The following is a 22,615-nucleotide window of genomic DNA, read 5'->3' as shown; positions in this document are numbered from 1 at the left end:
CTGGTTGAACAGCAACATTGTGCAGCCATGCTTTGATGAAGATCTACGGCGATGAGATGCGCTTACAGTCGAAGCGGCAATCACGAGCCGCTCGCTACGACGGAGCGGCCTACCCCAAAACTCTCCAGCGATTTACCTTAGATTGACGGTATTAAAGTATACATCCTGAAGTTCTGCAAGCGTTCTTTTGACTTTTGATCGTGTTCGGAAGCCGCAAATTGAGTGCCGAAGCAGAATCGAGCGAGAGCGTATTTGTGAAGCTGTGCGGATGTTCGGCATCACGCATATGCATCACAGATATTGTGAGATCATCGATGTAACGACGTCGCCCGCCGAATGTGGACCGAGGGTCAGCATCATCTCGTCGTCCCGGGAGCGGGCTAACGCGTTTGTGGCGGCTGTGGCATGTGCCGAGACTTGGTCAGTCGCAATGTCGTTGGCGGCGAACCGCAAGGTGGTGCCTTTCGTATTTCTGGCTCCTGCAAGCCGGCGAACGAGGACGCAGTTGTAATGTTGGTTGACTGCCGTCGAGCACCTAGATCTGGGACCTCTCGTCCAAGCACAGCAGGAAGGCGCGTTCGGACCGACAGGCCACTCTCCTGTGCTCGCATCGTCAATGGTGCTCGGCGTACCTGAAGGTGGCTTTCCGCGAAATCCGTCAATGCCGCAGTCAACGAAACGGCTGCAGTCATTGCCGACCGTCAAGTGCTCGAGGCCCATCGACGTGCCGGTGACCTTGTCTGGTCACCCGAGGTGTCGGCCAGGGAGCGGGCAGTCCTGCGATGTTCGAGGTCAGTCGCGATAAGAAAATCGTGTGTCTCCAGCAGTCGTATGTCCGATGACTAAAGGGCAGCGAGTCCGATCCGACTACGTAAAATCAGGGTGTCTGGCGGATAAATCGTCCATATTCGGCGGCCGGCCAGGGGTTTATGCCATTCTGAAGCCAATCGGATGCCTTTGCCCAAAAGGAGTTTCGATAGCGGCTATGGAAGAGGCTGAAATGACCGATCGCCTGACAGCTCAGATCCGCGGGTTGCAAGAGAAGTTGCCAGCGCTCGCTACCGGTATAGTACTCAAGGCCCCTTTGAATGGCGCGCGGGGTGCCATACTCGTCATCGCTTAAGCCGATTGCAAGAATGTCCGCGCGTACGTTGGCGAAACGAGACAAGACCGTCTCACGATCTCGCCTCGGATAGCTCAACTCCAGAAGGTGTCGACGGAAACTCCATTCGTAGGCGACGCCTGCCGGCAGATCCTCAAGCCAGCCCAGGCGGCGTCCGGGAAAATAGCCGAAGATTGATGTTACGATCGGCATGAACACATGCCATCGGAGAAAGAGACGACTTCGGTGACGTGCATCGTAGTCTTTCCAGTAGGCATACTGCCCCGCAACCGCGAGAATTCGGCCGATACGGTCTGCGTTGGGCGCGAATCCGGGCAAAAAGCCGCCGATGCTATGTCCGACTACAGCGAGAGGTCCGGACTGTTGCAGGCTATGCACGCAGTCAACGGCAGCAGCAAAGTCGAGTTCTCCCCAGTCGCGCCACGTAAATGAAGCCGATCGAAGATTGGTGGGCCGCGACATTCCAATTCCGCGGTAATCATAGGTCAGAACTGAAAATCCGCGTTCGGCAAGATACCTAGCGAATGGATGGTAGTAGCGCGCGAGGACTCCTGTGGCCGGATTGATAATGACAGAGCCGAGTTCGCTCGACGTCTGAGACCTCCAGAAGTGCCCGTGAAGATGGTAGCCGTCTCCGCATGCAAAGCTAACCACCTCTGGCGCCAACGTCACGGCCTTCTCCAGCGTCTGAACCATGCTATCCTGCCCCATCTAAGGTCGATTGTTGTTGTTCGGGCAGCGCTGTCCGATGGTCACCATAGAATGTCCTCGTAGACGCTGAGCTTTGTCTTCGCTATGGAAAGTCCAACGCTTGCAACGGGCTTTGAGCCGATCGTAGCAGACCCACGGAACATCCCGACCTTTGGCGTGAAGCCGCGAGCCGTTAGTGACAGCTCCAGGATCTCACCGGGCGGTACTGGCGCCATCAATCTGATCTTGAAGGACGAGACGACTGTCAATTCGTCCTCTGCCAAGAATCCATTGGTGACCTTGAAGAACACGATGCCGAGCTGAGCGAACGCCTGCATCATTGCCGATCCCGGCAGAATTGCGCGTTCGGGAAAATGACCGACGAGTTCCGGAGAGTTTCCTGTGACGGCCTTGGTTGCCTTGATCCATTCGCCCGGTTGATATCCAGTGACGCGGTCCAACATCAGAAGCGGATATCTTTGCGGCAGATATCGTTCCTTAAGTTCTGTGAAGCCGATTGGACGGAATTGAGCGGACATCCAGTTTACTCCTGTTCGCCAAGATCGGCTGAGGGTGGGGGAAGGGGGATGTCGTCGGCAAAGCCGCGGTAGGTTGTGAAGTCAGACACCGCCAAACGCGTACGCTCAAAAGAATTGACCGGCTGTGTCGGGTCCGCATAGCCGAGGCTCAGGCCGCAAAGAAGGAGCAGATGATCCGATATCCCGAGGACGCGGCGAATTGCATCTGGATAGTCGGCGATTGATGCCTGCGGACAGGTATCCAAGCCGCTCGCCCGTGCTGCGAGCATTACATTCTGAAGGAACATGCCGTAGTCGAGCCATGAGCCGAGGTTTAGTCTCCGGTCGATGAAAAACAGAAGAGCAACCGGTGCTCCGAAGAAGGTGTAGTTACGATTCCAAGAGTCTTCGCGTGCTTTTGGCGACAAGTATCTGCCAAGGCTTTTGTACATCGCCGATCCCAACGAGAGACGCCGATGGCGGTAAGGCTCAAACCATTCATCGGGGTAATATGAGTAGTCTGGCTTAGGCGGATGCGTGGCGGCCCGCTCTGCCATCATCGCCGTAGTGACCTTCTCTTTCCAGCCACCGCACAGCACGTAGACCTGCCATGGCTGCATGTTGGCACCGCTCGGCGCCCAGCGGGCCGCATCAAGGATTTCATCGATCATGCCGCGCTCGACTGGACGGTCGGCGAAGCCGCGCGTCGATCGTCGTTCGAGCATCGCAGCGATGGCATCCATACTGCTGCGGCCGGCATGTCTCAGGCTGTCTCCCGAAGAGCTTGCAACATCATCCATCTCGGGTCGTCCTTCAGTGATGACCTGGTGAGCGGGCCGAGATCATCCAATTGTCTGGCCGAACGCAGCCGTGTCGTTGGGATCGTAATAGACGCGCGCCCGCGGGCGATGGTCGCCAATGGCGCCCGGTCGTCTGTTCATGCGTTCGCGCATTCGATTGATCCGTTCCCATTCACGCTTGAGACGCCGATTTTCCTGCGGCGTGTTGATCGCGAGATCCATTTCTCGAACGAGTTCGCGCGCTTGCTCGGGGCGGATAACCGGATGGTTCCATACCAGGTAGCCACCGGTCCACCGGCGATAGTTCCAGTCGTTGATGAGGCCACGACGATTCATGTCGTGATATTGAGGTGTACCGGGCATCGGCTGCAGGACGCTGAAATAGGTGTAAATCGGTCCAAGGTCACCGAGTAGCCTCTTGGCGCGCCGAATACTTTCAGGCGTATCGTCTTCGAAGCAAATAATGTAGGTAGCCGAAAGGCGGATACCAACAGCATCCATATCCTGAACAGTCTGGCGGATATGAGTGAGATTGGTCGTCTTGAGTGACTTGGAAAGATTGCCGTCATCGAGGGACTCGACGCCCAATTGGGCCATGGTAAGCCCCTTCTCAGCGAGCCAACTCAATCCTTCTTGTCCCTTTGACGTTAGTGAAAGAAAGCTCGTCATCATCGTGAACGGAAGGCGATATTCGGCTAGCAGCTCAATCACCTGCTTGCCCATTTTGCTGAACGGCCTGACATCCTGATTGACGAGGTGGACCGTTACGACGCCGGCTTTCTTGTACTCGTCAAGAACAGCTCGTACAGCGTCGAGCGACATCGCGGCCTCGCCACCTGGCTGGAATACAGGATCGGCGCAGAACGTGCATCGTTGGGTGCAACCGCGTTCCCAGAACAGGTGGCCGATCTTGATTTTGTGCGCTAGATATGTCGACTCGTTGATGAGCAGGGGATGCTTCATCTCGGCGGGTTTGAGATGGCTGAGTCCGAGCGCCTGTCGGAACAGGCCTTCGCCATAGCCCCAGAACAGGCGATCGAACAATTCTCTGATGCGCGGCTCGGGCGTCATCACACTGTAGCCCCCCAGCCAGACTTCACGGACGCCGTAGATTCTACGGGCACGTTCGGCCAATTTCAGGGCCCAGGGTACCATCCAAGTATAGGCCGTGATCGCGAGCACAGTGTAGTGGCCGGTTGCAAGCTGTGCTTCGATCTCGTCCTGCAATGGGAGTTCGAGATAGGTTGGGCCGGGAACGTTTTCCTGCAGGAACGCGATTTCATAGGCTCTTGATTTGACCGATGGCTGGTACTCCTCGGGATAAGCGAGCGGATGATGAGCAAACCAGTCAAGGCGACCATCGTCGGTGATGCATGGGATATCGCCGTCGTAGCCCTCATCAACATATATGTCGCGTGGAGCCGTCGTGAGCAGAACGCGCTCGGGCTGCGGCACGTAGCCCGTGCGGGTTATGTCGTCAACAAATCCGGTCCTTCGTTCACGGCCGCCGCTCATCGCAAATCTCCTTGCTGAAGGTCTCAGCCTCAGCTGTCCTGGGTCCAGTCTGCAGTTAGAACAATTCGTCGACCATCTTTCCGTCCGGCACGCAGTTCAGAGAAACTCTCAGCGATCCGCCGCATCGGCCGTGTCTCCGTGAATGGCACGACGGCGAGTTGGCCGTTGATCACATACTGCAGGACGTCAGCGTACAGACGCGGATCGGCCCCCCAGCTGCCAATAATCTCGGCATCCAGGGCCATGACGCGGGATAGCTGATAGTTGACCGCGCCAGGCGCATACCCGACGAGTACCAGCCGGCTAGCGAATGTGAGCAGGGATAGGCCGAGCTCTTGACCGGCAACAGTGCCAGTCGCCTCGAAGATGATCCACGAACAGCGCGGATTGATGCCGGACGTCTTGCATGCTTTCCAGATTTCGTGGCGAAGGTCACTGACCGGACGGCCATCGTTTACAATGGCTGCATCGAGTCCGTAGGGCCGTAGCGCGTCGAGCTTAGCTGCGTCGCGTGCGATGCCAATGACGGTGGCAGCGCCAAGCAAGCGGGCAAGCTGGAGCAAATAGACGCCGAGACCCCCTGTTGCGCCGATCACGACCACTTTGGTGCCAGGTTCGACCCGCGCACGCCGGATTGCCTGATAAGGAGTCGAGATCGCGTCAGCGACCACGGCCAGTCGTTCCAATGGCACTTGACAGTCATCGGGCACAAGCGTGAGCTCTGAAATCGGTGCGACGATGTGACTGGCGAAGCCGCCCCAGGGTCCATGATTTCCGCCATACATCTTTTGATTCAGGCAGCGGTTCGCGCGGCCGGTCCGGCACAGTTCGCATTTGCGGCAGGGAACGATCGTCGGCAGGATTACTGCCTTGCCCTCGATCCCGCCACCACGCAGGACCCGTCCGCTTGCCTCGTGGCCGAGAGTCACCGGCGGCGGCACGACCGTCGGTACATCACCGAAAAAGTACGACAGATCGGTGCCGCAGATGCTGCACGCCGAAATCTCGACGAGTGCTTCGCCGGACTTGATTTCTGGTAGCGGCGAGGCGAACCGTTCAAAGGTGTACGGCGAAGCCGCTCCACGGTCAGATTGGACCATGCGCCAAGCTTGGTACTCAGACAGGCTCATATGAGTTCCTCCGCATGGTCCGAAGCGAAACATGCGCGTATCGCTAGGGCGTCGTGCTGAGCCTCGTCCGTCGTTTTCCATAGCGTCTTGATGGAATTCAACGCGGTGCGTCCGTGGCCGGCCAGAGTGGCTGCGGAGTCCTCGGCCCAGGCGAGGAAATCTCCGCCACCGAATAGTCGCCCAACCAGGCCGACCTCGTGAGCACGACGTGCCGAAATCCGATGCCCCATCAGCAACTCCCAAGCCAGCGCAGAGGGAATCCTGCGTAGCTTGGGAATTGCGTGCCAAGCCGGGACGAGCTGATGTCGGAGTTCCGGAGAGGAGAAGGTCGCGCGTGGATGGGCCCAACAAAGATCGCAGGCGAGAGCGAGTTCGAAGCCTCCGCCCATAGCTGTTCCACCGACAGCGGCAATTGTCGGAATTGGCATATGTTCGAGCTGCGCGATGACGCTCTGCCCCTGCCGCAGATAGCGTTCAGCCTCATCTCGCCGGCACGCGCGAAGATAGGACAAGTCGGCTCCCAAGCAGAATTCGTACCCGCTGCTTTCGAGAAGCATCAGCGCGATGTCCGCATCGCTCGCGATCTCAGTCAGGATGAGCGAGAGGCTCCGCAAGTGGTCAGGCGTGAGGAGAACCCGCCCGTCAGCCGGCTCAAGTCGGACCGTGGCGACGGCTCCCTTCCGCACATATTTCAGCGGTGATACTGACATCAAACGCGTCCCGCGGTGTCCGTCATGGGAGGGGCGCCGACCTTTGCCAACAGACCGCGAAAATCCTGTTCGAGGCTGGCGGTATCCCATGTAGCTGTTCCCGCGCGACTTTGGACGCGGATCTCGCCGGGCCTCGGCAAGCGTAGCAGGCAGGCCAGGTCGGTTGTTTGCGTGGTGACGGGGAGCAATACCGCCATCGCAGCATCGCTCACATCGACGTATCCGGCGACCAGCCGCTCGACGCGCTTCGCAGCGAACAGGTATTGGGCGATCTGAAGGAGCCGAAAGCTCCACCCGCCTCCCATCCCGAAGGTCAGAACTGGTCCTCGGATGCCTTGGCTGCGCGCCAGCATCGCGCTGACGATGTTATAGCCGCAGTTGGAGAACAGCGTCGCGGACGCTGACTTGCGGCCTCGCGCAAAATAGCTTTCAAGGAACTGCTCCCGAGTCCGGACCGGCCCGCGCTTCGTGGCAATCAACAGTCCGGTGCGCGCCGGCGATGCCGCTATTGCGCCAGGGTCGATAGCGGCAGCCTGCATCGCATTATCCAATGCAAGCAGGCCCAGGCCAACCGAATCGTCGAGATAGCGCTGCCGCGTGCTCGCTTTGAACGCCGTCAATGCGGTATCGGCGCATTGACGACCCGACGTGGTGAGCACTCTCAGAACTGAAGGATCGAGGCCCGAACCGCCGAGAGCGTCCGCGTGAGAAGCAATGCCGACGCCTCCAACTTCGATGCTCGTCATGCCGCCGCCCTCCGTACCGCCATGCTCAATCCGACCCACAACAACGAGATGCTATTGCCCGAAAACCAAGACGCCGTTCGCTCCGCCAAACCCGAAGGAGTTGCTCATAGCAAAGCGGATGGAGGTGGCGCGCGTCGCGTCCGTCACCAAGTCGAGTGGAAATTCCACGTCGTCGGCCTTTGAATTGAGTGTCGGTGGAACCGCGCCGTCTCGTAGGCTCAGCACAGTTGCCACCGCCTCTAGTCCACCGGCCGCGCCCATCGCATGCCCAACGGCACTCTTGATCGATGTGCAAGGCAGCCGACGCAGACGGCTACCGAAGACATTCGAGAGCGCATTGTACTCCGCTGAGTCGTTCAGTGGCGTTCCAGATCCATGCAGGTTGACATGATCGATGTCGTCAGGCGCGAGCTCGGCGTCATCGAGCGCGGCGCGTATCGCCCATATGCCGCCCACTGCGTTGGGATCCGGAGCGGTGATGTGATTGATGTCCGTGCTATAGCCGGCGCCACGGCAGGTCGCGTAGGATCGTTTCGACAACGACATGGTGCTTGACTGAAGTATCAATATGCCCGCGCCTTCGCCAAACAGCGTTCCGCTGCGATGACGGGAGTAGGGACATAGTATCCCGCGAGTCAGTGTTGAAAGCGCCGTGTGCCCGAGATATTTCATACGATCCAGGCTATCGGCGCCGCCTGCAATCACGGTATGGTAGCCACCATATCGAATCATGTCGATCGCAAGACCGATGGCGTGCGTACCCGAAGCGCATGCTGTGCTTACGAGCGTGACGTCGTCGTCGAGCCCGTACCGATCTTCCAGGACTTCTGTCAGAGCGCCGAGATCGTCGTTAGCGGCGTCGCCGTCGAATTCGGTCAGCCGTTCGTCCCAGCGATCGGGAGCGACGAGCGACATGCCCAAGGAGGTGCCGAGCACCATACCGACCTTCGCTCCGCTCTGCTTCAGCGAGGCGATTTGAACATCCGCATCAGCCAGGGCCTCATCGATGGCGGCGGTTGCGAAGAGGACCAGTCGTGACGATGGCGCGGCCTCAGCTGTGGCTCGTGCGCGTAGCGTGGGTGAAAGATGAATCTCGCCCGCCGCCGACGTCAGCAAGCCGTCTGACGCGAAGGTGCTGACCGTCTTGATGCCACTTTTGCCGGCCAGTAATGCACGCCACGTCTCCGCCACGTTCTCGCCGACCGCGGAGACGCATCCCATCCCGACGACGCGTGGGATTTCCCTCATCGTGCTCACTCCGGCCTATGAGTCAACACGACTTGCAACTTGACTGCGGATGAATTGACTGAGTTGTCTCAGTGAGCCGAAATGACCCTGGCCAACGGTCTCGTCAGAAATCTCGATGTTGAAGGCCTCGCCGACCAGGGTCGCCAATTCGACGAAGCCGACTGAGTCAAGGCCGACGTCCGCTTCAAGAGCGCTGTCGAGACCGATGTCGTCCGGGCTGTCCGCAACGAACAGATCGTCGACGAGAATGCGCTTCAGCCTTTGGACGATTTCATCGTTTTCCATCATGCTCTCCCTTGTTGACTGGCTTCCGCTTGGTCTCCGCCGCTCTCGCTACCAAAGCGAAGCCGGCGACCCTTGAAGAAGGAGAAATGGTCTTCAGCAATTGTGATGAAGTGACTGGGAACCAGTCGACCCGGTAGATTGCGCCGGCAATGCTGCAGAAGCTGCGTCTTGAGATGGGCGCTGTCTGTTCCGGATCGGTAGTGGACTGTCGCCTGCAGACCGTCGCTGCCGACCATCGGTTCGACGTGGCTGAATAGTACCGAGGGAAAGCGCTTGATCACGCATTCGACCTGCGCGGGATGGAACATCCGGCCCCGATATTTGAAGGCACGGTCGGCTCGACCTTGTATGCTTAGGTATCCTTGCGCGTCGACAGCGGCGATGTCGCCGATTTCAAGCCATTGCGAGGTGGGCTCTGCATGACCGAGATATCCGCTCATCCGGGATGGCGTCGATACAAGGAGGCGTCCGCTCATGCCCGAGCGGACCGGGGCGCCGGCCTCGTCGACGACCTTCACTTGAACACCATTCAGCGGAAGGCCGACGGAAAGGGGATGGGCCAGGAAGTCCGCTGGCGGAAGGGTCGCAATTCGCGGACCAGCCTCGGTCGCGCCATAAGTCACGTAGATTGCGGTCGAGGGAAATGTCTCGGCGATTGTCCGCCGCAACCACTCCGGGCAGGCGTCACCACCGATCCCGAGACGCTGTATCTCGCCAAGCACAGCGAGTTGCGTCGGTGATCCTGTGTTCACCAGGTGCTCGATCAAGGCCGGGGTCATCAGGGCGACCGTCGGTCGGCCCGTTTCGATCGCTTGGCTCAGACCGGTGATGTCGCCGCGTGGGGGGAGTACCACTGTCCCACCGACGACGAGTGGTGACAGGAACGACGAAATCAGGCCGTAACTATAGCTCAATCCGAGACTTTGCAGCGCTTGGAATGGTCCTGACAGCCCGAGGCTGTGAAGATGCTCTACGGCGTTAAAGATCACGGCTGCGTGGCTCAGCCGAACAATCTTTGGCTTTCCAGTACTTCCCGAAGTCGCGATCAGAAGGAGATCATCGGTCGGGCGACAATCCTCTCGCGTATCCGCAGCGTCCCGAGGTCCATCTTTGTTCGTTGCCATGAGCTGAAAGGGCGATGCTTCGCCGTTGACTGTGACAACACCAGAGAGTCTTGGCCGTTTGGCGTGATCTCTGTCGTCGAAGGCAATGCGCACACGGGAAAGCTCTCGTGACGTTCGCGCTAGAACAGCAACGGGCCCGGCAATTGCGTCTGCATTCACGGCGACGAGATGGTCGGCGAGCGACAGACCCCGCAAACTGGCATCGATAGGCGCGACGGCAGCTCCGAGGCGGGACGCCGATAGCAGCGTTGAAGCGAACTCCAAAGAGTGCGTCGCCACCACCGCCAACCGAGAGCCAGGGCCGATTCCGCAACTCTTCAGCAGATCCGTCATTTCGACGACGAGAACTGCCAATTCGTCGTACGTCACCCTGAGTTCGGGCTCCAGAAGATGTAACGCAACCGCCCCCATGTGTTGCGCTCGAAAGCATCGGCTGTGCAGAAACTCAGACATCCAACGCTCCTAATCATTCTCACGGCGAGACCATGGCGCACACGCCAAGGATCATGATATGCAGTCGAGCACCCCTAAATTGTATACTGGCGCAAAGGCACCCTTTATGCCCCACACGTAGGTACTGGGCCACCTGGGTTGCTCGTCACGTCGGATTGCGTACCAGAATAAGGTTCCACAAGCATAAGTAAAGTCGAATTTCGTTATCCTATAAATAGATTTCCGTTATGCTTGTTGGAGAGGGAGATCGAAATGAAGCTTCAGCAATTGCGCTACTTCTGTGCCGTCGTGCAAACCGGCAGCATTACCGTCGCCGCAAGTAAACTGGGTGTCAGCCAGCCCGCACTCTCGGCAGCCCTGAAAGCGCTTGAAGAGGAATTGGGGGGGGCGCTCCTCGAGGGAAAGCGTGGCGAGATGCGTCCGACACTTCCGGGAGAATCGTTCCATGCCAAGGCGGCGCGCATATTGAAGGAATGCGAAGCAGCCAAGGTTGAGTTCAGGCGTGGCCAAAGCCGTCGCCGCATAAAAATCGGCGTCCTCTCGACCATCAAGATGCAATGCGTGACCGCTTTCCAACAAAGCCTCGCGACATTGCAGCCCGACATCGATGTTGCTTTGCGCGAGGGCTCGACCGACACTCTACTGGCCGCCCTGTCGGGCGGACGTATTGACGCTGCGATCATGGCGCTCAACATGGCAAGTAGCGGAGGATGGGTCCCGCTCGTCGAGGAGCCGGTCGTTCTCGCCTGCAGGCCCGATGATAGTCTCGCGGCCTGTTCCAGTGTGAAGGTGCAACAGCTGGACAGTAAGCCCTTCATACTGCGGAGTCATTGCGAGCGCAGCCGTGACGGACACGACATCCTCACCGCGAGAGGAGTTCGCCTGAATGTGGTCCTCAAGACGAATCAGGACCAGCGCGCTATGGAGGCTGTTAAATCCATGAATGGTATAACAATCGCTCCACTGAGTCTGATTACCGAACTATCAGCAGTTCCCCTCGACGACTTCGGATTGACGCGCTCTTTGGGTATGTATCTTTCGAAGAGCCTCGAACAGGGCTTTCAAGCGGACCTTGTTTCCGCTTTGAAGGTAGCCTTGGAGGAAAATATGAGGGACTGGATGAGCAAATAAGTGCGCTCCCGCAGAAACAAGCGCAGTCCAATAGCACTTGAAATATGAATTCACGATGCGACGCCGGCCGTTATTGATCACAAGTCGCGGCGCTTCGGATGACATCGAGATCGGCGATCCCGCTGTCAGGCCTGTGATGTCATCGCCTTATCCTGCAATCACAATGTTGATGCAACTGCCGACGCCGTCCCGCTCCGATTTGAAATGCCGGGAAGCCGATGCTGTCCAGGGCGCCAGATGAAGGTCACGCTTGCTCATCGTTGCCTCCCTGGGGGTTATGTGTACCCCGGTCAAATAATCACTTGGCGGGAAGCGGTGTACCGTTGGCCAGGGCTGCATGTTCGCTCCTTCCTTATGGATGAGCGGATTGTGCGCGGAGAGCGTGCGCGCGTTGCGCAAGTGTCGATGGCAGTCGGCTGCGTTCTTGATTGACGAAGCCCTGCTGACGTACCAACGCCGATCGGCGTCACGATTTCGCGACCTGGCATTCGCATGCGCGAGGCCAACACTCGGAAGCCGACCGCTTGCATCTTTGAAAGCCGGCCACCTCCAAATGCGCCGAGCCTTGGCGCTCGCCGGAATACAGGGTCGGATGCGACTAAGAAATATATGGTGCGTTCGCGATTGTGAGCAGGCGCGCGGTCGGCTACGCTGCCTGTCCTGCCTCGTATGCCAGCTGTAGAGGACAATAGATTGCGCCGATCCTGGTTGAACGCGAGTGGATAAAACTCCTCGCGTCAGTCCGGAAGCTTGAAATCAGATTGCTTCGTTCGTCCGATGAGACGCTTTGTCCCGTCCCAAGTCCGGCGCCCGCGGGCCACATCTGCCGTCCGTCCGGTGCCGCCTCATGCGACCGCGTCTTGGAAGAGGCCGCAGGCCGCTGCCCGAGGACGTCATGCGCTCCGATTTGCTCAATGACAGGAGAGTGGCTTGAGTACCAATCTTGGCACTGCAGTTGCGAGGCCCGCCAATGCCATGAGGCGGGCGAGGCCGGATGACGCTGAGACGCTGACACGCATCGCTCAGGCGGCGTATGGAAAATACGTGCCGCGCATGGAGAAGGCGCCAGCGCCGATGTCGTATGATTATCTCGCCTGGATCAGGGAAGGAAACACTTATGTGTTGGAGCATTCCGGCAAAGTGGCTGCAATGATCACGCTTCTGCCGAAGGACGATCACCTGATGATGCGCAATCTCGCCGTTCTTCCTGCATTTCAAGGCAAGAGACTCGGTCACGCGCTGATCGATTTTGCCGAGGCGGAGGCCAGGCGTCGGAATCTCCCTGAGTTGCGTCTCTACACCAACGAGAAGTTTCCGGAAACAATACCGTTCTACAAATCGCGCGGCTTCTCTGAAACGCATCGTGCCAAAGTCGACGGATATTCGTTCATCTATCTGTCGAGAACACTCACCTGAGTTTCTCCTCGGCAAGCATCGCCGATCCGATGAAGCGTCCGTATAAGCCGATCAGTCGTTGGCCGGCGGAGAGTCGCGGTGTGGCGGAAGTCAGCTCTCTCCGCCGACTCTCTGATCAAAGCTCGCAGGCGTTCGAGCTTCTGCTCGGCGTCGGACGCCGCGAGACGTCAAGGCGATCAACGCGGCTGGTGCGTTTCATCGCGGGCTGGTGCGGACCGACGGCGGTGGCCGAAACGCGCGAGCTGCCAGGGCTACATCATCAGCATCGGCGTGTTCAGTACGGCTTCACACATCTCCTCAAGCAGAGATCGCCGTCGGCGGGACTGAACCTCTGATCCGGGCCCCGCACGGTGAAGAAGGAGCCAAACGCGGTTGAACATGCCCACTCCTGTCCGCTCCTCGTCTCTGGCCCGTCGGCTGCGTCAGCAAAGTCAGCTCTGGATTCGCAAGCCGGCGTCCGTCGTGGGGGGCTGACCAAGGGGGCGGCAATCACCACCGACGCAGTCCGGCGTGCCGAAGACGCGATAAGATGTGCTATTCAGGCAGAGCGAGGCCCTCCCGCGCGAAGGCGCGCCGGACCGCAGGCCGCTCGGCGAGGCGCCGCGCATGGTCGGTCCAAGCGGGGAAGTCGGTCGCCATATCATAGCGCAGACGTTGACCGCGTCCCCAGTTCCAGAATACCTGGAGATAGGGATCGACGACACTGTAGGTGTCGCCGAGCGCCCAGGGGCTGGCGCTCAGGCGATCGTTGATCTCCTGCCAGAGCGGCCTGCACGATTCGATCCCTTTCCGGACCACCTCTGCTTTGCCTTCGGGGCTGTCGGCATAGCGTTCGGCGCGACTGATATGCGCGTAGGTGACGTGCACGGTCGATGCGAGCCACGAGCACCACTCGGCGCAACGGGCATCCGCGCGCGACTCGGTCGGCCAAAGCCGCGAGGCGGGCGTCGGATGCGTCCCGGCGGCTGTCAGATAGCGCAATATCGCTGGCGTCTCGGTCAGGATGCCCCAGGGCGTCGCAAGCGCCGGAACGCGGCCGCGCGGATTGATGGCCAAGTAGTCCGGTTCTCGTTGCTTGCCTGCGGCGAAGTCGACCTTGATGGCATCGAACGGCAGCGCTGTCTCCTCGAGAACGATATGGGCTGCAATCGAACATGCGCCGGGCCAGAAATAGAGTACCAGATGGCTCACAGAACTAATCCCCTGATTGGCGTCTTGGTAGGATAGGGCTTCTATGCTTCGGATTGAACGCCGGTCTCGAATATATTTCGCGCAATATCCGCTTCGCTGATCATCAATGATCGAGATGAATATCGCGTGGCATGTGCGGACTCATATAAGTTCAAAAATCACTATCAAATCGGCGAAGTGCAACCTAGCGTCGGCTCATGACTGCAATTGTTCAGGAGCGTAACGAATGGCCGAGCACCTCGTATCCAGTGATTTCCTGCAATTCCAGACACTGTTGGCGAGCCGTGGATGGGCGGTTCTTGCATCAGATGAGATCGATGCCGATCCGGCTGTGACGCTTCGGCGGCTTGGGACGATCGTACCGCAATATGACGGGCGCGATAGTTTCGATGTCACCTACCGGCGAGGCTATGACGATGCACCCTATAGTCAGAGCATGAATGCGCTCGGCGCGCATACGGAGGCGCCAGGCTTCATGCCGCCGCCGAAATATCTCGCGCTCTATTGTCACCGGCAGGCGCGTTGTGGAAATGGACAGACGCTCCTCGCCGACGGTATTCGCTTCTACGACGAGGCGCTGAGCCCCGATCTGCGGCGTTGGTCTCAGAACAACGAGGTCGAATTCGTGTCCAGCGCGACACCGGGCGATGAGACCAGATCATCGCTCCGCGCGCCGATCCGCGCCACAGTCTCGGGCGAGCCGGTGCTGAGGTTCAGCTACAATTTGTTTCGTTACGGTAATGTGAACCCTGATGCGATCGAAGTCAGGCGCGTCGGCGACGATCCTTCCGATCCGCTCGGGCAAATCGCGGAAGAAGGGGAGGCGTTCTTCAGCCGAAACCTGATCCCGGTCCTGATTCCGGACGGCTGCATGCTCGTCTGGAACAACCATCGCCTGATGCACGGCCGTGGCCGCTATGCCGACCAGGCGCGTCACCTCACGCGCTACTGGCTGAGCTGAGCGTTCGAGGTCGCCGTCGCGACGGCGACCTCGTTGCGCGACTTCCGGCATGACTGACAGAGGATGCGATGATGAACGAGGGGTATTACCTGGCTTATGGCGTCCTTCGCGACGCGTTGAAGAGCAGAACCATCGAGCCCGTCGCGTGGAGCTGGAGTCGAACGGCCGCCGAGCTTGAGGCCAGGGTTGGCGCCGAGATTCGTGGCATCTCGCTCGTGGCACTGTCGACAGCTGCGAGTGACGCGACGGGCGAGGTCGTTCCCGGCATTTCCTTTGCGGTGCAGTCGTTGCCGGTCGACGGGCAGACTCCGCGTCATTCCCATGCGTGGTGGCACGTGTTCGTCGTTCAGAGTGGATCCGGAATCGTCGGCTTCGGCGATGGCCGCGAGGCGCTCCGTATGACGCGGAACGACGTCGTGTTGATCCCGGCCTGGTGCGTCCATGAGCTTCGCAATGACGGTGCCGAGCCGTTCGTCACCTTGAACCTCAGCAACATGCCGCAGCAGGCTGATCTCGCAAACTTCAGAACGGCTGACGGACGTCGATCATCGTCTTGCACTGATCCAATTGGAAAGGGCCGCACGCATGCTACAGGTCTCTGATCTCCCTCGTACGACCAGAATACAGCCACACATCGCGCAACCACCGGAGCGATTGATCTATTACACCAACCATCGCCTGTCGCAGGTGCCGCAGCTCAAGTCTCTGCCGCCGCGCCTGGTTCGTGGCATCCATCTCGCGGCAATGGTGTTTCCGTTCAAGGTCAACAGTTACGTCCTCGACAATCTGATCGATTGGGAGGCGGCTCCGGATGACCCGATGTTCCGGTTGGTCTTCCCGCATCCAGATATGCTGCAGGATGGCGATCGGGAGGTCCTTGATGATCTTCTTGAGCGAGGGGATGAAGTCGCGATCGCCGCCGAAGTGCAGCGTATCCGCGCGGACATGAATCCGCACAGCTCCGACCAGATCGTCAACGTTCCGCTGTTCGAAGGGGGCTCCCTGGAGGGCGTGCAGCACAAATATGACGAGACGGCATTGTTCTTTGCCAAGCAGGGCCAGACCTGCCACTCTTATTGCTCATTCTGCTTTCGATGGCCGCAGTTTGTGGATTCGGCCGTCAACCGGTTCGAGGCGCGGGACGGAGAGCGGCTCTACGCCTATCTGCGGACACGCCGCGACATCACGGATGTTCTGCTCACGGGCGGAGACCCGTTCGTCATGAGCAGCCGGCGGCTAGCCGATTACCTCGAGCCGCTGCTGGCGCCGGAGTTCTCACATGTGACGAACTATCCGTATCGGCACCAAGGCTTTATCATATTGGCCGCAGCGATTCTATGTCGGCGCAGAGGCGGAGGAACTGAGCCGGCTATTGGTTCGGATCGCCGATTCAGGAAAGCAGGTCGCGGTCATGGCGCATGTCAATCACTGGCGTGAGCTGACGCCCGAGCCGGTTCATCGGGCCGTCGAGGCGCTGAGAAGGTCCGGTACGGTGATCCGCACGCAAAGTCCGGTGCTGCGCCATGTCAACGATGATGTCGCGGTGTGGCGTCGCAATTGGCGCGACCAGGTCGCGATGGGAATGATCCCGTATTACATGTTCGTCGAGCGTGATACCGGCGCGAACCACTACTTCCGCATCGGCCTCGATCGCGCGCTGGCGATCTACCAGGCGGCCGCTGCGTCGGTGTCGGGAATTTGCCGTACGGCGCGCGGGCCGGTCATGAGCGCGGGGCCGGGCAAGATCCACGTTCTCGGCCGGCTTGCGATCGGAAATGACGACTATTTCGTGCTGTCGTTCCTGCAGGCAAGGCGCAAGGAGTGGCTGCATCGGCCATTTCTGGCCAAATATTCTGCAGATGCGGCCTGGATCAACGAGCTCGTGCCCCCCGAAGGCGAAGACGGCTTCTTTTTCGATAGGCCGTATGCCGAGCTCTTGGCGCAGAAAAGCGGCGAACATCGCCTGGAAGCCGAGGAGGTCGGACATGAGTGAGATATCGGTCGCAATCATCGGGGCCGGCTCGCGCGCGCTCAACGTGATCGAACATCTGGCTTGGCGGTTGTCGTCAGACGCGGCGCTTCCCGGTGTTGTGGTGCATCTCATCGATCCAGGCGAGCCGTGCGCCGGTGTGCATGTCGCCAATCAGTCCAGCCAGCTGCTCACGAATACACTCGCGTCACAGGTGACGATGTTCTCGCCGACGAACAGGCTCGAGCCAAAGTCGACGCCGAGCGGGCCGTCCTTCACAGAATGGGCGCGTCGTCAGGGTTACCGCCGGTTCGGCACCGAGTATCGTCAGGCCGCCGGCGGTGAGGAGATCGGTGAGCTCGATTATCTCCCGCGCGCCATGCTGGGGGAGTATCTCCGCGACGCATTCAGGATGGTGCTGCAGCGAGCGCCGAGAACGATGACGGTCAAACACCACCGGACGACCGCCATCGACGTCTCGGAGCATCCGCGCCGCGTGCATCTCGAAAGCGGTGATCGCATCCCGTGGGACGCGTTGATCATCGCGACGGGGCATTGCGAGCTCCAGCCCTCGCCCGAAGAGCTCAAAATGCAGTCGTTCGTGACACGCAATCGGTCGCGAAACAGCGAGCTCAGATACATTGGCAATCCGTACCCCACCTCGCGATTGGCGGAGATCTCCCGGTCCGACGTGGTGCTGGTTCAGGGTCTGGGATTGACGGCGTACGATGTCATCGCCGACCTGACCGCCGGCCGAGGAGGCGGGTTCGTCGAGACAGGCGGCGGGCTGCGCTACATTCGCTCCGGCGAGGAGCCGCTGATTTCGTTTGTTCTCGCGTCAGTCGCTTCCCTACGGAGCGAGAGGGATCAACCAGAAGGGAGTCGACGGAGGGCATGTCGCTCAATTCCTCACCAGACCAGCCGTCGACGCCATTCGGGCGCGATCTGCCGCCGGCAGAATGGCGAAGCTCGACTTCCTGACCGACATCCTGCCGCTGATCCGGAAAGACATGGCGTTCGCGTATCGGTGCGCCGAGCAGCGGCGAAGGATCGATGTGGAAGACTTTCGGCCGACGCCGGCGGAAGACGCGATCATCGACCGGATCTTCGCGCCGAAAGAGCTGTTGTCTTGCGGCGGACTGAGTGAATTGCGATCACGCGTCGTGAAGTACCTGCGCGACGATTTGGCGGAGGCCGTTCGAGGCAATGTGGACAGCCCCTTGAAAGCGGCGACGGACGCCATCCGGGATCTCCGAGACGGTCTGTCTGCGGCCATCGAGTTCGGCGGACTGACGCCGGACTCCCATCGTTACGTCGTCGAGGTGTTTGTTCCGCTGACGAATCGGATCACATTCGGTCCGCCCTTGAGGCGGAACGCAGAATTGCTGGCCCTGATCGAGGCCGGCGTGGTCGACTGGGCAGGCGGCGCAGGAGCCCGAATTTGCCTTGACGAAAATCTTGCGCGCTTCGTGGTTCAGACGACGTTCGGATCGAAGGAGGAGCGCGTTGCTGGTGACGTTCTCATCACGGCGCGCGTGTTTGGCCACCGGCCGCTCGAGGACGTCCGGCCGTTGTCGCGAAATCTGGTGGAGCGGGGCATCGCCAGGCCATTCTGCAACGGCAACTATCATCCGCACGGTCTCGACGTGGACCGCGGCCTGCGGCTGCTGCGAGCTGACGGATCACCAAATCGAAACATCTGGGGAATCGGCTTCGTCACCGAAGGGCCGCGCTTTCATACTCATGCACTCCCGCGGCCCGGCCGGCGTTCGAGCCAACTGGCCGATGCTGCGAGACTCGTGGATGATCTCCTCGCGTCGTTCGCATCGGGAGCAGCGCCGCATGCTGCGGCGGCTCAAGCTGAAGTCCTGGCTGAAGAAGGGGTGCGGTGATGCAACAAGATGCCCGCTCGCCCCTTGCGCATCTCGGCGGTGCTCTGGGGTTCGGCAAATATATGACCAACGCGATGGTGCTCTGTCGGTACAGCGACGGGGCTGGCTGGGAAAAGCCAAGCCTGGTCCCCTATGGGACGCTCGCATTCGACCCATGCGCGCTGGTGCTGCATTATGGCCAGGCGATCTATGAGGGGATGAAGGCATATCGATCCCCCGACGCCTCGATCGCGCTGTTTCGACCGGATCGCAACGCGGCGCGCTTCCGCGCTTCTGCACGGCGCATGGAGATGGCCGAGATGCCGGAGGACTTGTTCATCGAGGCAGTGAGCACCCTGGTGGACGCGCAACGCGATTGGGTGCCGGCTGGCGCGGAATCGTCGCTGTATCTGCGACCGGTCATGGTCGCCGACGAAGCTGCATTCGGTGTGCGCAGATCGACGACTTACCTGTTCTTCATTGTCGCGACGCCCGTGGACGCGCTTTACCGCGACGGCATGGCGCCGTTCAGATTGATGGTGAGCGAGGACTTTGCCCGCGCCGCGCCCGGCGGCGGAGGGGATGCGAAGACATCGGGAAACTACGGCAGAACACTTATTGCGCTCGAAGGGGCGCGAAAGAGCGGCTTCAACAACGTCCTCTGGCTGGATCCAGTTGAACGTGAGTTCATCGAGGAGGCGGGGATCACGAATGTCTTCGTTCGCCGCGGGCGCGACCTGCTCACGCCGCCGCTCAACGGCCGCATTTTGCCGGGCGTGATGAGGGAGACGATCCTGGAGCTGGCCCGTGAATGGGGCCTGACCGCGATCGAACGGGAGATATCCGTTACGGAGCTGCTGAGCGGGATCGATGCAGGCGATGTCGATGAGGTGTTCCTGAGTGGCACAGCCGTTCACGTCGCTCCGGTCGGCGTCATCGCCCGGCGGGGGCGCGAACATCGATTGACGGCCGCCGAGGAGGCGCAGAGCCTGGCGAAGCGGCTGTCGCAGGCCATATCCGAAATCCAGCGAGGGCTGGTCGCGGATACGCGAGGTTGGATGCGCCGCGTCGCCGCGCCGTCAGAGTGTCTCGTCCCCAGCGAGCCCTGATTCAAGTCGATTGCCGCTGATCGCAGGTCACAGCAAGCCTGCGCGACAGGGCGCGTCGGCAGATCGTCTTGCCCGTCGGCAGACGTGCGTCGCGGGCTGACGGCTGGTCCGAGTCCGTCAGCTTCGGTCAAGGTCGACGGGCATATCAAAGCGTTATCACTGAAAGCTCCGGAGGCGCGCTTTCATTCCAGGCGCCGATTAGTAGGGTCGCGTGGCAGAGGAGCAATGATGACGATCGTGGCCGGCAAGTCGCAGTCCGTTGAGACGGCGCCGACAAATATCTGGACGGTGCTTGCGATCGCCGTAGCGGCGCAGACCGCTGGCTCTTTTGTGGCTCAGGGCGTCTACGTCATGGTGCCGATCTGGCGCGAGGCCTTCGACATCTCGTTGGCCGTCGCGTCGCTGGCTGTGACGTTCATGAACGGCGGCCAGATCATAACCATGTTTCTGCTCGGCAAGGCGATCGACCGTCATGGCGAGAGGATCGTCGTCTCCTTGATGATGTTGGGAATGGGCGCCGCTGCCTTCCTATGTGCCGGCCTCGCGACCAGCTTCTGGGCGACGCTGGCCTGCATGACCTTCCTTGGCATGACCTATGCGGCAGTTCAGCCGGGGGGCACGCGCGCGATCATCCGATGGTTTCCTCCGCATCGGCGCGGTCTGGCGACCGGGTTTCGTCAAGCCGCTGTTCCGCTCGGAACGGCGCTGGCGGCGGTGTCGCTGCCGCTGACGGCTTATGCCTATGGGTGGCGCGCCTCGGCACTTCTTCTCGGAAGCGTCGCCGTCGCCGGTGGAGCCATGTTCTGGGCATTCTACCGCGAGCCGTTGGAGCCGATGAGCGCGACGGAGCGGGTCCTGCCGCTGAGAGATCTGCTCAAAGCCGTGGGCCAAGATCCGCTCTTTTGGCCTGTGCTGTGGGCTGGCGTAACGATGTCTGCATTGCAGTTCACGCTGACGGCGCATGTGATCGGGTTCTTGTCCAGCGGTCTCGGCCTATCCGTCAAGACCGCGGCTTCCTTGTTCTCGTTTGCCCAGCTGCTTGGAATACCTGGCCGCATTCTGCTGCCGTCCCTCAGCGACCGCTGGTTTCCCGGCCGGCGCATCAGGTCTCTGGCCTGGACGATGATGATCGCGGCCGCGACCGTCGGAAGCTTCGCCCTGCTCGAGGCCGGAACCCCGCAAGCGGCCATCGTGTTGCTTCTCATCCTCCTCGGCGTGTTCGGGATCGGCTGGTTTCCGCTTTATCTCCTGCAGGTTGCCGAAATGGCGCCGCGGAGTTCGATTGCGTCGACCGTCAGCCTGGCGACCACCTTGTGCATGATCGCAATGGCGACCGGGCCGTTCATCTTTGGTCTGCTGGTGGATCAATCCGGCTATGCGGTCGCGTGGATCGCACTCGTCCTGCCCGTGGCCATCAGCGCGGTCTCATTGCTCAGAGGTCGGACATTGCGCGCAGCCACCTGACTCTGGACGTTTGCTTGCCAGCGCGGTGCGCCAAGATCGTCCGGGAATGTCCTGGCGGCCGTCTGCTCAGGCGCATTGGCCGAGAAGCTTTCGCCGGCCAAGATCGCGAGCGCGCTAGTCTGCTGTCGGCTGCGCTGCAGTCTGAATCGCGCGAGCGACAGTGAACAGCACCTGTCGCGATGCGGCCGTTCGAGCGTTTGAATGGAGCACGACTTCCCTCTCCGGTAGCGGCGGCAGATGGAAGCGCTGAGTTACGTCGATCACCCCGGCCGGCATCGCGGTTCGGGCCATCGCGGCAATTGCCAATCCCGCGGTCGCCGCGGCGCCCACCGCGATTGCGCCGCCGCCAACGATCGCCTCTCGCCAGCGAATGTCGGCCCTCGTCAAGGCTCGCACCGTTAGTTCGCGCACCTGACAGGGCTCGGGCTGGATTGCGATCGGCAAGGGCTCCGATCGCCCCACCTTGAGATCGGGCGAGCCAAACCAGGAGAAGCGCTCATTGAACAATCGCTCGCCCGAGCGGCGGTTCTCGCCATGCCGCAGGATGATTGCGGCGTCCACCTTCCCGCTGTCGAGGAGCTCGAGCAAGCCGCGCGTATCTCCGATCCGAAGATCGAGCACGAGATTGGGATCGTTTCCGCCCACCCGTTCCAATGCCACCGGAAGTCCAGGCCCGACCAGATGATGAGTGATCCCGAGCGTCAGCCGGATGGTTCGGGGGGACAGCGCGGCGAGCGCACGCTTGTAGGCATTCACGAGCTCGCGTGCAGGATCGAGAAATCTCTCACCCTCGCGGGACAGGCTCACTTTGCGCGGTGTCCGGTCGAGCAGGCGCTGTCCAAGTCGCTCTTCGAGCCGTTTGATCCTCAAGCTCACGGCGGCCTGCGTCGTATTCAAGCTCTGGGCCGCAAGTGTAAAGCTCCGCAACTCCGCGGTCAGAACAAATGCTTCTACAGATTCGGGATCAAGCGATGGCATTTGGAGCCATATCCAATCGTAATCACTGAAATCCATTACAGCACGTTTTCGTCGGAGAATTCAAACCGTAAGATGATCGCCCCGCGAGACGAGATATGCGCGCAGGCGGATGACGCGCACTGCGGAGCATCGGCTGCCGACGTCCCCGACCGAACCGGTTCGTGCAAGCCGCCTCGGCCCCAT

22 protein-coding genes are annotated in these 22,615 nt (G+C 60.3%); 10 read left to right on the top strand and 12 right to left on the bottom strand.

All coding sequences use genetic code 11. The features are described 5' to 3' along the window. Positions 1-877 precede the first annotated feature (877 nt). Genes ACVIJ6_RS08660 through ACVIJ6_RS08615 form a run of 10 tightly spaced genes read right to left on the bottom strand, consistent with a single transcriptional unit; the run spans position 878 to position 10,342 of the window. On the bottom strand, positions 878-1,819 hold the full coding sequence (locus ACVIJ6_RS08660) for an alpha/beta hydrolase family protein (RefSeq protein ID WP_456772363.1): 942 nt from the start codon (positions 1,817-1,819) through the stop codon (positions 878-880). Positions 1,820-1,875: 56 nt separating this feature from the next. After that, on the bottom strand, positions 1,876-2,352 hold the full coding sequence (locus tag ACVIJ6_RS08655; protein ID WP_456772362.1) for a 3-hydroxyacyl-ACP dehydratase FabZ family protein: 477 nt from the start codon (positions 2,350-2,352) through the stop codon (positions 1,876-1,878). A gap of 5 nt (positions 2,353-2,357) precedes the next feature. Further along, the gene (locus ACVIJ6_RS08650) at positions 2,358-3,131 is read right to left on the bottom strand and encodes a nitroreductase (RefSeq protein WP_456772361.1); all 774 of its coding nucleotides are present in this window, start codon (positions 3,129-3,131) and stop codon (positions 2,358-2,360) included. Between the two features lie 42 nt (positions 3,132-3,173). Further along, entirely contained in the window at positions 3,174-4,646 is a 1,473-nt protein-coding gene (locus ACVIJ6_RS08645; protein ID WP_456772360.1) for a B12-binding domain-containing radical SAM protein, read from the bottom strand. Positions 4,647-4,675: 29 nt separating this feature from the next. Next, entirely contained in the window at positions 4,676-5,776 is a 1,101-nt protein-coding gene (locus tag ACVIJ6_RS08640) for an alcohol dehydrogenase catalytic domain-containing protein (protein WP_456772359.1), read from the bottom strand. After that, complete coding sequence (locus ACVIJ6_RS08635) at positions 5,773-6,486, bottom strand: enoyl-CoA hydratase/isomerase family protein (RefSeq protein ID WP_456772358.1); 714 nt, start codon at positions 6,484-6,486, stop codon at positions 5,773-5,775. Before ACVIJ6_RS08635 ends, ACVIJ6_RS08640 begins: the two co-directional genes overlap by 4 nt. Beyond that, positions 6,486-7,232, bottom strand: a complete 747-nt coding sequence (locus tag ACVIJ6_RS08630; RefSeq protein ID WP_456772357.1) for a beta-ketoacyl synthase N-terminal-like domain-containing protein — start codon at positions 7,230-7,232, stop codon at positions 6,486-6,488. The genes ACVIJ6_RS08635 and ACVIJ6_RS08630 overlap by 1 nt, the downstream gene beginning before the upstream one ends. A 51-nt stretch (positions 7,233-7,283) precedes the next feature. Further along, positions 7,284-8,480 (bottom strand): beta-ketoacyl-[acyl-carrier-protein] synthase family protein, encoded by a 1,197-nt coding sequence (locus tag ACVIJ6_RS08625; RefSeq protein ID WP_456772356.1) that lies wholly within the window; start codon positions 8,478-8,480, stop codon positions 7,284-7,286. A gap of 15 nt (positions 8,481-8,495) precedes the next feature. Further along, the gene (locus ACVIJ6_RS08620) at positions 8,496-8,765 is read right to left on the bottom strand and encodes an acyl carrier protein (protein WP_456772355.1); all 270 of its coding nucleotides are present in this window, start codon (positions 8,763-8,765) and stop codon (positions 8,496-8,498) included. Continuing rightward, the gene (locus ACVIJ6_RS08615) at positions 8,765-10,342 is read right to left on the bottom strand and encodes a class I adenylate-forming enzyme family protein (protein ID WP_456772354.1); all 1,578 of its coding nucleotides are present in this window, start codon (positions 10,340-10,342) and stop codon (positions 8,765-8,767) included. Before ACVIJ6_RS08615 ends, ACVIJ6_RS08620 begins: the two co-directional genes overlap by 1 nt. Before the next feature lie 252 nt (positions 10,343-10,594). Between ACVIJ6_RS08615 and ACVIJ6_RS08610 the strand changes: the two genes are divergently transcribed. Together ACVIJ6_RS08610 and ACVIJ6_RS08605 are read left to right on the top strand one after the other, a co-directional pair. Further along, positions 10,595-11,473 carry a LysR family transcriptional regulator gene (locus ACVIJ6_RS08610; RefSeq protein WP_456772353.1) on the top strand — a complete coding sequence of 293 codons (879 nt, stop codon included), beginning with the start codon at positions 10,595-10,597 and terminating at the stop codon, positions 11,471-11,473. A 1,053-nt stretch (positions 11,474-12,526) separates the two neighbouring features. Beyond that, the gene (locus tag ACVIJ6_RS08605) at positions 12,527-12,889 is read left to right on the top strand and encodes a GNAT family N-acetyltransferase (RefSeq protein ID WP_456776936.1); all 363 of its coding nucleotides are present in this window, start codon (positions 12,527-12,529) and stop codon (positions 12,887-12,889) included. 534 nt (positions 12,890-13,423) lie between these two features. Here the strand turns inward: ACVIJ6_RS08605 and ACVIJ6_RS08600 are convergent. Next, entirely contained in the window at positions 13,424-14,080 is a 657-nt protein-coding gene (locus tag ACVIJ6_RS08600; protein WP_456772352.1) for a glutathione S-transferase family protein, read from the bottom strand. Between the two features lie 226 nt (positions 14,081-14,306). On the opposite strand from ACVIJ6_RS08600, the gene ACVIJ6_RS08595 reads away from it, so the two are divergent. The 8 genes from ACVIJ6_RS08595 (at position 14,307) to ACVIJ6_RS08560 (ending at position 21,454) form a co-directional block, all read left to right on the top strand. Beyond that, a complete protein-coding gene (locus ACVIJ6_RS08595; protein WP_456772351.1) occupies positions 14,307-15,041 on the top strand; it encodes a TauD/TfdA family dioxygenase in 735 nt (244 codons plus the stop codon). A gap of 71 nt (positions 15,042-15,112) precedes the next feature. After that, a complete protein-coding gene (locus tag ACVIJ6_RS08590) occupies positions 15,113-15,643 on the top strand; it encodes a cupin domain-containing protein (RefSeq protein ID WP_456772350.1) in 531 nt (176 codons plus the stop codon). 52 nt (positions 15,644-15,695) lie between these two features. Further along, complete coding sequence (locus tag ACVIJ6_RS08585; RefSeq protein WP_456772349.1) at positions 15,696-16,478, top strand: hypothetical protein; 783 nt, start codon at positions 15,696-15,698, stop codon at positions 16,476-16,478. Then, positions 16,453-17,034, top strand: a complete 582-nt coding sequence (locus tag ACVIJ6_RS08580) for a hypothetical protein (protein ID WP_456772348.1) — start codon at positions 16,453-16,455, stop codon at positions 17,032-17,034. The genes ACVIJ6_RS08585 and ACVIJ6_RS08580 overlap by 26 nt, the downstream gene beginning before the upstream one ends. After that, complete coding sequence (locus ACVIJ6_RS08575; RefSeq protein ID WP_456772347.1) at positions 17,027-18,157, top strand: FAD/NAD(P)-binding protein; 1,131 nt, start codon at positions 17,027-17,029, stop codon at positions 18,155-18,157. The genes ACVIJ6_RS08580 and ACVIJ6_RS08575 overlap by 8 nt, the downstream gene beginning before the upstream one ends. Then, positions 18,066-18,902: a hypothetical protein gene (locus ACVIJ6_RS08570; protein WP_456772346.1), complete on the top strand. Its 837-nt coding sequence runs from the start codon at positions 18,066-18,068 to the stop codon at positions 18,900-18,902. Before ACVIJ6_RS08575 ends, ACVIJ6_RS08570 begins: the two co-directional genes overlap by 92 nt. After that, a complete protein-coding gene (locus ACVIJ6_RS08565) occupies positions 18,902-19,990 on the top strand; it encodes a branched-chain amino acid aminotransferase (RefSeq protein ID WP_456772345.1) in 1,089 nt (362 codons plus the stop codon). The genes ACVIJ6_RS08570 and ACVIJ6_RS08565 overlap by 1 nt, the downstream gene beginning before the upstream one ends. A 228-nt stretch (positions 19,991-20,218) precedes the next feature. Beyond that, on the top strand, positions 20,219-21,454 hold the full coding sequence (locus ACVIJ6_RS08560; RefSeq protein WP_456772344.1) for an MFS transporter: 1,236 nt from the start codon (positions 20,219-20,221) through the stop codon (positions 21,452-21,454). A gap of 114 nt (positions 21,455-21,568) precedes the next feature. Here the strand turns inward: ACVIJ6_RS08560 and ACVIJ6_RS08555 are convergent, their stop codons facing one another. Beyond that, entirely contained in the window at positions 21,569-22,468 is a 900-nt protein-coding gene (locus ACVIJ6_RS08555) for a LysR family transcriptional regulator (protein ID WP_012040944.1), read from the bottom strand. Positions 22,469-22,615 lie beyond the last annotated feature (147 nt).

The organism is Bradyrhizobium sp. USDA 4369 (assembly GCF_054056435.1).
The sequence above is the reverse complement of the archived record's forward strand: the minus strand, read 5'-3'. Positions and strand labels throughout refer to the sequence as shown.